General features: G+C 71.5%; 15 protein-coding genes. 6 read left to right on the top strand and 9 right to left on the bottom strand.

Annotation, left to right across the window (positions count from 1 at the left end; genetic code table 11):
- Positions 1-367: 367 nt before the first annotated feature.
- Positions 368-1,222 carry a helix-turn-helix domain-containing protein gene (locus ABTX60_RS34460; protein WP_352101012.1) on the bottom strand — a complete coding sequence of 285 codons (855 nt, stop codon included), beginning with the start codon at positions 1,220-1,222 and terminating at the stop codon, positions 368-370.
- A gap of 237 nt (positions 1,223-1,459) precedes the next feature.
- On the opposite strand from ABTX60_RS34460, the gene ABTX60_RS34455 reads away from it, so the two are divergent.
- The gene (locus ABTX60_RS34455; RefSeq protein ID WP_352100960.1) at positions 1,460-2,302 is read left to right on the top strand and encodes a phytanoyl-CoA dioxygenase family protein; all 843 of its coding nucleotides are present in this window, start codon (positions 1,460-1,462) and stop codon (positions 2,300-2,302) included.
- An 18-nt stretch (positions 2,303-2,320) separates the two neighbouring features.
- Here ABTX60_RS34455 and ABTX60_RS34450 read toward each other — a convergent pair whose 3' ends face one another.
- From ABTX60_RS34450 to ABTX60_RS34430, 5 genes are all read right to left on the bottom strand, one after another.
- Entirely contained in the window at positions 2,321-3,289 is a 969-nt protein-coding gene (locus ABTX60_RS34450; protein WP_352100959.1) for an aldo/keto reductase, read from the bottom strand.
- Positions 3,290-3,408: 119 nt separating this feature from the next.
- Positions 3,409-3,945 carry a flavoprotein gene (locus ABTX60_RS34445; protein ID WP_352100958.1) on the bottom strand — a complete coding sequence of 179 codons (537 nt, stop codon included), beginning with the start codon at positions 3,943-3,945 and terminating at the stop codon, positions 3,409-3,411.
- A 27-nt stretch (positions 3,946-3,972) separates the two neighbouring features.
- The gene (locus ABTX60_RS34440; protein WP_352100957.1) at positions 3,973-4,431 is read right to left on the bottom strand and encodes a nuclear transport factor 2 family protein; all 459 of its coding nucleotides are present in this window, start codon (positions 4,429-4,431) and stop codon (positions 3,973-3,975) included.
- Positions 4,432-4,607: 176 nt separating this feature from the next.
- Positions 4,608-4,805, bottom strand: coding sequence for a ferredoxin (locus ABTX60_RS34435; protein WP_352100956.1), 198 nt, complete (start codon positions 4,803-4,805; stop codon positions 4,608-4,610).
- Positions 4,806-4,817: 12 nt separating this feature from the next.
- A complete protein-coding gene (locus ABTX60_RS34430; RefSeq protein ID WP_352100955.1) occupies positions 4,818-6,014 on the bottom strand; it encodes a cytochrome P450 in 1,197 nt (398 codons plus the stop codon).
- Between the two features lie 351 nt (positions 6,015-6,365).
- On the opposite strand from ABTX60_RS34430, the gene ABTX60_RS34425 reads away from it, so the two are divergent.
- Together ABTX60_RS34425 and ABTX60_RS34420 are read left to right on the top strand one after the other, a co-directional pair.
- A complete protein-coding gene (locus tag ABTX60_RS34425) occupies positions 6,366-6,998 on the top strand; it encodes a LysE/ArgO family amino acid transporter (RefSeq protein ID WP_352100954.1) in 633 nt (210 codons plus the stop codon).
- Between the two features lie 103 nt (positions 6,999-7,101).
- Positions 7,102-7,551, top strand: coding sequence for a nitroreductase family deazaflavin-dependent oxidoreductase (locus tag ABTX60_RS34420; protein ID WP_352100953.1), 450 nt, complete (start codon positions 7,102-7,104; stop codon positions 7,549-7,551).
- Positions 7,552-7,638: 87 nt separating this feature from the next.
- Here ABTX60_RS34420 and ABTX60_RS34415 read toward each other — a convergent pair whose 3' ends face one another.
- A complete protein-coding gene (locus ABTX60_RS34415; protein ID WP_502992459.1) occupies positions 7,639-8,559 on the bottom strand; it encodes a cation diffusion facilitator family transporter in 921 nt (306 codons plus the stop codon).
- 139 nt (positions 8,560-8,698) lie between these two features.
- On the opposite strand from ABTX60_RS34415, the gene ABTX60_RS34410 reads away from it, so the two are divergent.
- Together ABTX60_RS34410 and ABTX60_RS34405 are read left to right on the top strand one after the other, a co-directional pair.
- The gene (locus ABTX60_RS34410) at positions 8,699-9,724 is read left to right on the top strand and encodes a glutathione S-transferase family protein (RefSeq protein ID WP_352100951.1); all 1,026 of its coding nucleotides are present in this window, start codon (positions 8,699-8,701) and stop codon (positions 9,722-9,724) included.
- Positions 9,725-9,758: 34 nt separating this feature from the next.
- The gene (locus tag ABTX60_RS34405; RefSeq protein WP_031108703.1) at positions 9,759-10,055 is read left to right on the top strand and encodes a DUF4235 domain-containing protein; all 297 of its coding nucleotides are present in this window, start codon (positions 9,759-9,761) and stop codon (positions 10,053-10,055) included.
- Positions 10,056-10,318: 263 nt separating this feature from the next.
- On the opposite strand, the gene ABTX60_RS34400 is transcribed toward ABTX60_RS34405, so the two are convergent.
- Positions 10,319-10,711: a VOC family protein gene (locus ABTX60_RS34400; protein WP_175436367.1), complete on the bottom strand. Its 393-nt coding sequence runs from the start codon at positions 10,709-10,711 to the stop codon at positions 10,319-10,321.
- 79 nt (positions 10,712-10,790) lie between these two features.
- Positions 10,791-11,255 carry a pyridoxamine 5'-phosphate oxidase family protein gene (locus tag ABTX60_RS34395; protein ID WP_352100950.1) on the bottom strand — a complete coding sequence of 155 codons (465 nt, stop codon included), beginning with the start codon at positions 11,253-11,255 and terminating at the stop codon, positions 10,791-10,793.
- A gap of 305 nt (positions 11,256-11,560) precedes the next feature.
- Here ABTX60_RS34395 and ABTX60_RS34390 point away from each other — a divergent pair, with 305 nt between their 5' ends.
- Positions 11,561-12,592: a 7-epi-alpha-eudesmol synthase gene (locus ABTX60_RS34390; protein ID WP_352100949.1), complete on the top strand. Its 1,032-nt coding sequence runs from the start codon at positions 11,561-11,563 to the stop codon at positions 12,590-12,592.
- Positions 12,593-12,596 lie beyond the last annotated feature (4 nt).

Raw genomic sequence — 12,596 nt, 5'->3', positions numbered from 1 at the left:
CATTCCTCTCAAGGACATGCGGAATAAAGTCCGTACCAAGGGGTATGCCGACCGGCGGCCGCGCGCATACGAAAGAAAGGCGTGTGGGGGCACGCCGACAGGGCACACCTTTGCACAGGTCAGGGGCAGGGAACAAGAGATCTTGCGGTTTCGCGCATTGCATCGGCCGACAGCGCCTTTTGACAAGAAGTCAGCCAGTGGCGCGAAAGGCATTTACATGCCGTCTGCCCCTTTCTTTACGACTGACATTCACCCGCCCCGCCGGTCGCCCGGCAACCATTGAGTCACGCGCTGAGCAGCAGCTCACGCGGTCGGGGTCGTTTCCGTACCGGCCTTTCGATGTCTGCGGCGGAACCAATAGCGGTGCTCAGCCGGTCGCTCCGCCGTGTGTCGTGCGGTACGCCCCGGGTGGCGACCCGTAGCGCTCGTGAAAAGCGCGGTTGAAGTGGAACGGGCTGACGAAACCCGAGGCCACGGCGACGCGTTCCACGGGCAGGTCGGTGCTCTCCAGCAGCCGGGCGGCATGGCGCAGCCGCGCCTCGCGCAGGGCACGCATGGGCGAGCGGCCGAGCTGGCTGCTGAACAGATGGGCGAAGCGGGACGGCGACAGCGCGACCTCCTCGGCGAGCGAGCGGACGGTGTGCGGGGCGCCCGGGTCGGCGTCGATCAGCTCCTGGGCGCGACGGATCCGCGCGTCGAGGCCGGGCCGAGGAGCCGTGGGCCGGGCGCCGGCGGTGGCGAGGAGGACGATCTCCTCCAGTGCGCACAGGGCCAGTTCGCGGGCAGCGCTGCCGTGGGCCACGGCGACCTGCCCGTCCTGGGGCGCCCCGTCGGGCGGTGCTTCGGCGCCGGTCCAGCGGGCGTCGGCGTGCATCCGCCGGAACGCCGCCCCGACCCGGCCGTGCACCCCGGGCGGGACGGAGGTGACCACGTACATCCCGTGACCGGCGTCGTACGGCCGCAGCCACGCGGCCCAGGACGGCCGGGCCTGGCAGTGCGCCCACCAGAACCGCCAGTGCCGGGCGCCGGGTTCGACGCCGTAGCCGTGCGGTACGCCCGGGGCGAGCACGACCAGTGCGCCCGCGCACGCCGAAGTGGTCGCACCGCCCTGCCACAACCGTCCCCGGCCTGCGGTGGTCCAGGTGAAGAGCCAGCTCGCCGATCCGTGCGGCCGGTTGACGCCGTACCCGGGCGGCTGGTCGAAGTGGCCCAGCACGACCAGCCCGGGCGGCGGCGCGGGATCCCCGGTGGTCCCGGCGCCGTCGGCGTCTCCTGCGTTCCCGGTGTTCCCGGTGTCCCGGGCGGTCGCGATCCGCCTTGTCCTCCGTGTCTTCCCGCCTTCACCGGTGTTGCCCGCCGCAGCAGTCCCGGGCAATCCGTCAGCACGCACAGGCATCCTCCTCGGTGGCCCGGGGGCCTAGCGTTTCCGACCGAGGACACCTGAGCGAGGAGTGCGTTCATGACAGTCACGGGCAACGGTGCCGTCGGCGCCTCCATCCTGGACCGCGAAGGACTCCGGCGGTACCGGGAGGGTTTCGAGGAGAACGGTTTCACGGTGGTGCGGGGGCTCTTCGGGCCCGCCGAGACCGACCGGCTCTGCGGGGAGTTCGCGGCACTGCGGGCGGCCGGGCCGGTGCCCGGGCACTTCGAGCCGCGCGCGGTGGACGGACCGGGTGTGGATCCCCTGCACGTGTGGCCCCGGGTGATGCACCCGCACGAGATCAACGACCTCGCGCGTGAGGTCCTGCTCGACGCCCGGCTGCGGACGGTTCTGGAGGCGCTGCTCGGGGAGGAGGTGCTGGCCGCGCAGAGCATGTTCTACTTCAAGCCGCCGGGGGCCCGGGGACAGGCCCTGCACCAGGACAACTTCTACCTCAGGGTGGAGCCGGGCACATGTGTGGCGGCGTGGCTGGCCTGCGATGTGATCGACCGGGAGAACGGCGGGCTGGAGGTCGTGCCGGGCACGCATCTCCTGGACTTGTTCTGCCCGGAGCAGGCCGACGCGGACGTGTCCTTCGCCCGGGAGTACGTTCCGCCGCCGGCGGGGCTGGCGCCGGTACCGGTGGACATGGCGCCGGGTGACGTCCTGTTCTTCAACGGGAGCCTGGTGCACGGGTCGCAGCCGAACCGGGCGGCGGACCGGTTCCGGCGGTCGTTCATCGGGCACTACGTGGGTCGGTCGGCGGAGCGGATCGGGCGGTTCTACCGGACGCTGGCGATGAGCGGGGCGAGGGTGGAGCTGGCGGAGAGCGAGGGGGCGGGCCCCTGCGGAACGGAGTTCGCGCCGCAGGGGCCGCACTGACCCTCGGGACGTAGCCGTTCAGTGCCCGGCGATGGGGTGGGGACGGTACGGGCTCTGGAGTTCCTCCAGCTCCTTGTCGCTCAGCCGGAGCTCCACCGCGGCCACCGCGTCCTCCAGGTGCCCGGGCTTGGACGCGCCGACGATCGGGGCGGTCACCGTGGGCTGGTGCAGCAGCCAGGCGAGGGCGACCTGTGCGCGGGGGACGCCCCGCTCACCGGCGATGCGGGTGACCGCCTCGACGATGGCGCGGTCGCCCTCCTGGTACAGGCTGCCGCCGAAGGCGTCGGTGGCGCTGCGCTCGGTCGTGGCGTCCCAGTCCCGGGTGAGACGGCCTCGGGCGAGCGGGCTCCAGGGCAGGACGCCCACGCCCTGGTCCGCGCACAGGGGGAGCATCTCGCGCTCCTCCTCGCGGTAGATCAGGTTGTAGTGGTTCTGCATGGAGACGAAGCGGGTCCAGCCGTTCAGCCGGGCGGTGTACTGGGCCTTGGAGAACTGCCAGGCGTACATCGAACTGGCTCCGATGTAGCGGGCCTTGCCCGCCTTGACGACGTCGTGCAGGGCCTCCATCGTCTCCTCGACCGGGGTGTGCGGGTCGAAGCGGTGGATCTGGTAGAGGTCGACGTAGTCGGTGCGGAGGCGGGCGAGGCTCCGGTCCAGCTCGGTCATGATCGCCTTGCGGGACAGTCCGCCGCCGTTCGGTCCGGGCCGCATCCGGCCGTGCACCTTCGTGGCGAGGACGATCTCGTCGCGGCGGGCGAAGTCGCGCAGGGCCCGGCCGACGATCTCCTCGCTGGTGCCGTCGGAGTAGACGTTGGCCGTGTCGAAGAAGTTGATCCCCGCCTCGACGGCCTGCCGGATCAGCGGGCGCGAGGCTTCCTCGTCGAGCGTCCACTCGTGGGTGCCGCGGTCGGGCAGACCGTAGGTCATGCACCCCAGACTGATCCGCGAGACGTCCAGACCCGTCGAACCGAGCTTCACGTACTGCATCGTTGCTGCTCCTGCTTTCGGGAGGGTTTCACGGGGAGCGTACGTGTTCGTGTGCGCTCGAAGGCAAGGCCGGGAAGGGGCTCCTGACGGGCCGTGCGAACGCGGCCGGGGCCGGTCCGTCAGCGGCGTTCGACCAGGTCCAGGGCTCGTTTCCACCCGAACTCCGGCCGCCCGCCGTCCTCGCCGGGCTCTCCCGCGTACGGCTCCCCGAACCGCACGCCCATCCCCCGCAGCCGCTCGAGGCTGTCCCGGTAGGCGGGGTGGGCGGCCAGGGCGTCCGCCACGCACGGCAGGACGGCGATCGGCACCCCGAGCCCCGCGGTCTCGCACAGGGTGCCCAGGGCGAGGGTGTCGGCTATGCCGGCCGCCCACTTGTTGACGGTGTTGAAGGTGGCGGGGGCGACCACCACGGCATCGGGCGCCGGGAACGGGCGCGGCTCACCGGGCGTGCGCCACGCGGAGCGTATACGGCGGCCCGTCCGGGCCTCGACGGCGGCGGTGTCGAAGAAGCCGTTCATGGCGACGGGCGTCGCGATGACGCCCACCTCCCAGTCCCGTTCCTGCGCGGCGGTGATCAGTTCACCGACGTCCGCGGCGATCCCGGCGGCGCAGACGACGACATAGAGGAAGGGCTTGCGGGCGGCCTGTTCGGTCATCCGGGAACCCTAGCGACTCCCCCGGGTTCACCGGACCGGGAAGGTGTTCCCGCGTTCCGGCTCCGGCCGGGGGCCGAAGATGCGGCGCTCGTTCTCTTCGATCGGCACGTCGTTGATGCTCGCCTCGCGCCGGGTCATCAGGCCGTGCTCGTCGAACTCCCACAGCTCGTTGCCGTAGGAGCGCCACCACTGCCCGCCCGCGTCCCGGCACTCGTACTGGAAGCGGACGGCGATGCGGTTGCCGTCGAAGGCCCACAGGTCCTTGCGCAGCGCGTAGTCCTGCTCGCGCTCCCATTTGCGGGTCAGGAACCGGGCGATCTCGGCGCGGCCGGTGAGGAAGGTGTCGCGGTTGCGCCAGACGGAGTCCGGCGAGTAGGCGAGGGAGACCTTGTGCGGGTCGCGGGTGTTCCAGGCGTCCTCGGCGGCCTGCACCTTCTGCGCGGCGGTCTCGCGGGTGAAGGGCGGCAGCGGCGGGCGGTCGGTCATGGATCCTCCCTGGCGGCAGGGGAGAAGGATGGTTTCCCCGGAGCGGCGCGTCAGCCGCCGGCGCGGGCCGTCGGCCGAGGGCGCCATGGTAGCGGCGGGCCTCACCAGGAGCGCCGAGCCCGCGGCCGAGGCGCGCGAGGCGGCCCGGCGGCTCCTGGGCGCCGGGGGAACGGGGGTCAGCTCACCGTCCCGGACACGGTGATGGCGCCGACCGGGCAGGCGCGGGCCGCCTCCCGCAGCAGCGGACTGCGGCTGTCCTCGCCGCCGGGCAGCAGGGTGCTGTAACCCTCGTCGTCCTGGGTGAACACGTCCGGGGCGGTCAGGGCGCACTGGCCCGCGCCGATGCAGACGTCCTTGTCGATGTCGATGTGCATGTGCGCGGGCCCTTACCAGGTCACGGGGAGTTCCAGCATCCCCTGGATCGTGTCTCCCGGCTTGAACGGGATCCCCTCGGCCGGGGCGGCCAGGCGCAGGCCGGGCAGCCGGTCGAAGAGGCTGTGCAGGGCGATCTCCAGCTCGGCGCGGGCGAGGTTCTGGCCGAGGCACTGGTGGATGCCGAAGCCGAACGCCACGTGATGACGGGCCGGGCGGCTCCAGTCCAGCGTGTCCGGCTCGGGGTAGACCGTCTCGTCGCGGTTGATGACGGAGGTCGCGAAGACCACGCCCTCGCCCTCGCGGATAATCGTCCCCGCCACCTCGATGTCCTCGACGGCCAGGCGCAGCATGCCGTCCGCGATCGACAGCATCCGCATCAGCTCCTCGACCGCGGTCGGCAGCAGCCCCGGGTCCGCGCGCAGCTCGGCGAGCCGCTCGGGGTGCCGGAGCAGGGTGAAGGTGCCGAGCGAGATCATGTTCGCGGTCGTCTCGTGGCCCGCGACCAGCAGGATGAGGGCCATGGCGATCAGGCCCTCGCGGTCGAGGTCGCCCTCGCGCAGCTGCCGGTGGACCAGGTCGTCCAGCAGGCCGGTGCCCGGGGCCCTTTGTTTGCGGTCGATCAGTTCGCCGAAGTACGTCTCCAGCCGGTCGCGGGCGTCGAGCACGTCGGCGGTCTCCGGGCCGCGCAGCAGCCGTCGCGACTGGGTCTCGAAGAAGTCGTGATCGGTGTAGGGGACGCCGAGCAGGGCGCAGATCACCATGGACGGCACGGGCAACGCGAAGGCGCTCACCAGGTCCACGGGAGGGCCCTGGGCGATCATCGCGTCGAGGCGTTCGTCCACGATCTGCTGGATGCGTGGCCGGAGTTCGACGGCCCGTTTGAGGGTGAAGTCCCCCACGACCATCCGCCGCTGGGCGCGGTGCTCGGGGTCGTCGACGCCCAGCAGGGCCGTCCTGCGGTTGCGGATCCCGGCGAAGCGCTTGGTGGGGGCGGGGAAGCCGGGCCGGTCGCGGTTGGACGACAGACGCGGGTCGGCCAGCAGGGCGCGGGCGGTGGCGTGCCCGCTGACGAGCCAGGCCTCGCGGCCGTCGAAGAGGGTGATCCGGGTCAGGGGGCGCTCGGTGCGCAGTGCGTCGTAGGCGGCGGGCGGGTGGTAGGGGCAGGTCCGGCTCTGGGGGAAGGCGACGGGTGCGGTCGTTTCCGTCATGAAGACCTCGCAGACGAGTAGTGCGTCGTGCCGATCTTCATTAGATGCCCGAGGCATCTAACGGTGCGACGCGAAGTTCGGCCAGATCGCCGACGCCGGCAACATGGCCGGGGAATGCCGTCCTCCCGTTCGAACGACGGCGGCGGGAGGCGTGTGGTGCAGGGCCCGCGCCCGTGCCGGGGCCCGGGCGCGGGGGCGCCGCTGCGAAAACCGGTTGTCGGCACCGCCGGGCAGGCCGCAGGATCCGGCCATGCCTACGTTCGCTGTTCTCCTGCCGCTGTCCGCCGCCGCCTCTGCCGCGCACCGACAGCAGCAGTCCGGCCGCCGTGGAGGACCGACGCCGCCCCGGTCATGACGGCCGCGCTCGTCGCGGGGCTGCTCGCCGGGTACGGCATCGCCGTACCGGTGGGCGCCGTCGGGACCTACCTCGTCTCCCTCACCGCCCGCACCACCTTGCGCACCGGCGTGTGCGCCGCGCTGGGCGTGGCCACCGCCGACGGGCTCTACGCCCTCGCGGCCACCCTCGGGGGCACGGCCCTGTCCTCCGCGCTGCGGCCCGTGCTCGGGCCCCTGCGGTGGGTCTGTGTGCTGGTGCTGCTCGCGCTGGCGGCACGGGGCGCGGTGACCGCGGTGCGCGAGTACCGCGGTCACCGGCTCGCCACCCCGTCGGCCCCCGCTCCCCCGAGCCCTGCCCGGGCCTATCTGGGTCTGCTGGGAATCACTCTGCTGAACCCCACCACCGTCATCTACTTCGCCGCGCTCGTCGTCGGTTCCCAGGCCACGAGCCCGGCCGGTGCGGTGGAACAGGGCGTGTTCGTCATGGCCGCCTTCGCGGCCTCCGCGAGCTGGCAGGTGCTGCTCGCCGGGAGCGGGGCACTGCTGGGCCGGGCACTGACCGGCCGTCGAGGGCGGCTGGCGACGGCGCTGGCGGCGAGCGGGGTGATGACGGCGCTGGCCGTGCGGATGGCGCTCGCGCCGGGATGAGGCCCGTTTCCGGCCTGATCCCGCGGGTGCGGATGATTCCACGGGGCACGGGTGTTGTCGGCAGATGGCGATGAGCCTCGGACGCGACGATGGGACGGATGCCATGCCTCTCGAAGGCGAGTACGAACCCAGCCCGACGCAGTGGGTGCGCAAGCAGGTGGAGCTGTACGAGAGCTCCGGCGGTACGGAGGGGACGACGCTTCAGGGATCGAAGATGCCGGTCGTCGTCCTGACCTCGCGAGGTGCCAGGAGCGGGAAACTGCGCAAGACACCGGTGATGCGGGTGGAGCACGAGGGGCGCTACGCCGCGGTGGCCTCCCTCGGCGGCTCGCCCAAGCACCCCGTCTGGTACTTCAACATCCTGGCCCACCCGCACGTCGAGCTCCAGGACGGGCCGGTGAAGCAGGACATGACCGCCCGTGAGGTCACGGGCGAGGAGAAGGCGGCGTGGTGGGAGCGGGCCGTCGCGGCCTACCCGGCGTACGCCGACTACCAGAAGAAGACGGACCGGGACATACCGGTGTTCGTCCTGGAGCCCACCGAAGGGGGCTGACAGCGGGCCGGCTGCCCGGTGCGGGCAGCCGGCGAAAAAACTTCGTGCCCCGTGTGTGTGAACCGGCCGCGACGGGGCACGCGAGGTTCAGGCCCCGCCGCGCTCCCCCGTCGCGGCGGGGCTTTCCGCTGCCTCGCGGGCCGGGCGGTCGGTCACGTCGAGGAAGATCTGGTCGGCCTCGGGCACCGTACTGGCTATGGAGCGCTTGATGCGGACGGCGACCTCCTCGACCCGCTCGCTGTCCAGGCCCGGCACCAGGTCGACGCGGGCCGCCACCAGGGCCGTGTCGAGCCCGGTCTTCATCGTGAACAGCGCTTCCACGCTGTCGATCTCGGGCTGGGCACGCAGCAGCGCGCAGATGCGCCCGCTGGACTCGGGGTCTGCCGCCTCGCCTATCAGCTGGTCGCGGGCTTCGCGGCCCAGCCGGAAGGCCACGAAGACCAGCAGCGCACCGATCGCGATCGAGGCCGACGCCTCCCAAACCACTTGGCCGGTGACCATGTGCAGGGCCATGCCCACCATGGCCAGGGTGACGCCGAGCACGGCGGTGCCATCCTCGGCGACGACGGTCCGCAAGGCCGGATCGCGCAGCCCGGCACCCGCGCCGCCCTGGCGTCGTACCTGGTAGAGCGCCCGCACCAGCGAAGCGCCCTCCGCGAGGAGGGCGACACCGAGCACGATCAGGCCGGCCACATAGCCGCTGAGCCCCTCCGCCGCGTCGCTCGTCAGGGCCTCGAAGCCCTGGAAGAACGAGAAACAGCCGCCCATGACGAAGATCCCGACGGCCGCGAGGAGCGACCAGAAGAACCGCTCCTTGCCGTAGCCGAAGGGATGACGCCGGTCGGCGGGGCGGCGGCTGCGGCGCAGTGCCGCGAGCAGGAACACCTCGTTCAGGCTGTCGGCCACCGAGTGGGCCGCTTCGGACAGCAGGGCCGGTGACCCCGCCACCAGACCACCGATGGCCTTGGCCACCGCGATCACCAGATTGGCCGCGAGCGCCACCAGCACCGTGACGCGTGTCCTGTGATCACTTCCTTCATCAGTCACCCACGCCGATTGCCCCGGTCGGGGGTACTCACACCGTGCCGTCCACGGAAAACGGGGAACGCGTTCACCAGGGACCACGTACGGCAAGGAGGTCACCCCCATGAGCCGCGACGACGGCGACGACGGCAACACCGGCTACGGAAGGAGGGCGTTCAAACGATCCAAGGCACACTTCGCTGACCGGATCACCGCGGACGGCCGGGACGGCTGGCCGGTGGAGGCCGGGCGCTACCGTCTGGTCGTCAGCCGCGCTTGCCCGTGGGCGAGCCGGTCCCTGGTCTCCCGGCGGCTGCTCGGCCTGGAGGACGCCCTGTCCCTGGCCGTCACCGACCCGATCCAGGACGACCGCAGTTGGCGCTTCACACTGGACGAGGACGGCCGCGACCCGGTTCTCGGCATCCGCTACCTGAGTGAGGCCTACGACCGCCGGGAGAGCGACTACCCGGGCGGTGTCAGCGTGCCGGCGATCGTGGACGTGGCCGACGGCCGGCTGGTGACCAACGACTACCAGCAGCTCACCCTCGACCTCGCGACCGAGTGGACGGCCCTGCACCGGGAGGGCGCGCCCGACCTGTACCCGGCCGCGCTGCGCGACGAGATCGACGAGGTGATGGCGGACGTCTACGAGGACGTCAACAACGGCGTCTACCGGGCGGGGTTCGCCACCGGGCAGGAGGAGTACGAGGCCGCCTGCGCCGGGGTGTTCCGGCGGCTGGAGCTGCTCGCGGGGCGGCTGGAGCGGCAGCGGTACCTCGTCGGCGACACAATCACCGAGGCGGACATCCGGCTGTTCACCACACTGGTCCGATTCGACGCGGTCTACCACGGCCACTTCAAGTGCAACCGCTGGAAGCTGACGGAGAACCAGGTGCTGTGGGGTTACGTCCGCGACCTGTACCAGACGCCGGGATTCGGCGACACCGTCGACTTCGACCACATCAAACGCCACTACTACCAGGTGCACGCGGGCATCAATCCGACCCGCATCGTGCCGCTGGGCCCGGACCTGTCCGGCTGGCTGACCCCGCACCACCGCGAGGAGCTGGGCGGCCGGCCGTTCGGTGACGGCACACCGCCCGGGCCGGTCCGCGCCGAGGAGCGGATCCCGGCGGCGCACACCCCCTGACCACCTTCACCCCCTCAGCTACCAAGGAGTTCCCGTGGCAAAGAAGAAGAAGATGTCCCTCGCGTACCAGCCGCTCGGGTTCGTGCTCGGCTGGTCGGGCGGCTGGCTGGCCGGGCTCGCCTTCCGCAAGACGTGGATGGCGATCCGGCACGAGGAGGACGCGCCCGACGCGCTGGACAAGGACCGCGGCTGGGGCGAGGTGCTGCTCGCCGCCGCGATCCAGGGCGCGATCTTCGCGGTGGTCCGCAGCGCCGTGGACCGAGCGGGCGCCAAGGCCATCGAGCGTTCGACCGGCACCTGGCCGGTCGGCGAGAAGGGCGGCCGCGACTGACACGGCCACCCGGCCCCGTCCGGCGACTGCCGGGCGGGGCGGTTCGGCGGATACCGGACAGCCGGTTCGGGGCCGTCCGGCAGCCGCCGACGAGGCGGTTCGGCGGCTTCCGAACGGGCCCCGTCAAGGCCGACCGACGGCAGCCAAGCCGACCCGGTCGAGGCCGGCCGACGGCTGTCGGACGGGGCGGTTCGGCCGCACCCGAGCAGGGTCGGCCCGCTCTCAGTCCTCCCTCCGCCACGCCGGTGAGCGGCTGCCCTCGCTCAGCCCTGCTTGGGTGCCGTCGGCGCGGTGCGGCGCAGGGTGAAGGAGTGGCCTGCCGGATCGGCGTAGCCGCGTTCCTCCAGAGGGCCCGAGGGGTCCTTGGCCTCCAGGGGCCGGCCGCCGAGGCTGATGACGCGGCGTTCCACCGCGTCGAGGTCGTCCACCACGAATTCCAGGTGGGCCTGGAGGGAGTTCTCGGGACGCGGCCAGCTGGGCGGGGTCGCGTTGACGTCCCGGCGCAGGGCGATCCGGAAGCCGTCGGCGCTCTTGATCTCCACCCGGTTCGCGGTGGCGTCCGACTCCTCCCCCTCCAGCAGTTCCTTGTAGAACACGGCGAGCTTCTCGGGCTCGGCGCAGTCGAGCACGAGGACCCCCGCTTTCACCAGTGCCATGTCTCCTCCGCAGGATCGCGGCCGCGGGGCGGTCGTGCCCCACGACCCTCTCCTGTGCGGATATCCCGGTCCGGCCAATTCAGTCGGTCTTCAACCACCGTCCGTCGCGCATGAGTTCGCGGCCGTCGAGTTCGTCGGCCTCCCGCCATGCCTGCACCCGCTGCGGCACGACACGGAAGTAGAGGTACGGCGTGGCGAGCCGGCGAGGGTCGAACCCCGTCTTGGCGGCGAAGAGTTCGGCGTCCTGCTCGGTCAGCTCACCGGGCTGGACCGTCTCGACGGCGCCCTCGACCAAGACGACGTCGCGGGTCGGCCCGATGCCCACGCGGGCCCGGCCGGACGCGGCCAGGTTCCGTCCGGTGGGGCTCGACGCAGGCGTGGCGAACAGCAGGTACGAGCCGTTCCAGAGGAAAGACAGCGGGACGAGGTACGGCGCCCCCGACGCGCCGTCGGCCGTGGCGACCCAGGCGTCCACGTCGTGGCCCAGCCGGTGCAGGGTGTCCTTCTTGCGCTGCTCAGCGCTGCGTACGGGTGCGGACGTCATCGCGGTGCGCCTCCTGGTGAGTCGTCGGACGGACTCGGACCAGTGTGGCGTGCCGAGACGCCGGAGACTCGGCGGACAAGCCGGGACGGTGAGGGAGGTGGGAGTGTACGCACCTCAACCGCTTTCCGCCGTAACCGAGATCACGGTGGTGTCACGGAATGGCTTGTTCCCGCCTTGGGCAGTCTCGTACCGCTTCTCGGTTCAACGTTCGGACTGCGAAGCCGAGTTCGAGTGTGCGGCCGGTCACGACACCGTCCGCTCGCAGGGGCGGGGGGCTCTGCGGTCCGTCTCCCGGAAGGAAGCACATGCCTCAGGACGTCCGTTTCGACCTGCCCTTCGACACCCCCGTCAGTGAGCATCTGGAGTTCGCCCGGGCGCGACATCTGCGCTGGGTGTGGGAAATGCGACTGGTCCGCAGCCGGGAAGGGTTCGAGGAGTACAAGTCCTGGGACCTGCCTCTGGCCGCTGCCCGCACCTACCCGCACGCGTCGGCGGACGACATGGTCGTCCTGATGAACTGGTTCTCCCTGGCCTTCCTCTTCGACGACCAGTTCGACGCCAGCAGGCCAGATCGCGCCGACCGCATAGCCGAGGTCGCCCGGGAACTGATCGTCACTCCCCTGCGTCCGGCGGGCAGTCCGCCCCGGGTGGTCTGTCCGATATCCCTTGCCTGGGCCGAGGTGTGGAACCATCTCTCGAATGGCATGTCCCTGACATGGCAGACGCGCTTCGCCGCCTCCTGGGGACGGTTCCTCGTCGCGCACTGCGAGGAGGTCGACCTGGCCGCCCGGGGGCTGGAGGGGACGCTCGCGCTCGAGGAGTACACCGAGTTCCGGCGCCGCACGGTCGGCATCCACCACAGCATCGACGCGGGTGAGCGCAGCCGCGGCTTCGAGGTGCCGGCCCAGGCGATGGCGCATCCGGTGATGGAGCGGATGCGCGACCTGGCCGCGGACACCATCGGGTTCATGAACGACATCCACTCCTTCGAACGGGAGAAGCGCCGCGGCGACGGCCACAACCTCATCGCCGTGCTGCGCCGGGAGCGGGGCTGCACGTGGAAGGAGGCCACGGACGAGGCGTACCGGATGACGATCGGCGTTCTCGACGAGTACCTCGAACTCCAGGAGCGCGTCCCGCACATGTGCGACGAGCTCCGGCTCGACGAGTCGGAACGCGACCGGGTGCGGATGGGGGTGGAGGCCATCCAGCACTGGATCAACGGCAACTACGAATGGGCGCTGATCACCGGCCGCTACGCGGCGGCGAAGGACGGCGCGGTGGCCACGGCCGAACAGGCCGGACGCGGTTCGGTGGACGACCTGCTGACGGTGTGACACG

Origin of the sequence: Streptomyces sp. NPDC126510 (assembly GCF_040302345.1) — a bacterium.
Lineage (GTDB): Bacteria > Actinomycetota > Actinomycetes > Streptomycetales > Streptomycetaceae > Streptomyces.
Note: the sequence above shows the minus strand (reverse complement) of the source record. Positions and strands in the feature narration are given on the sequence as shown.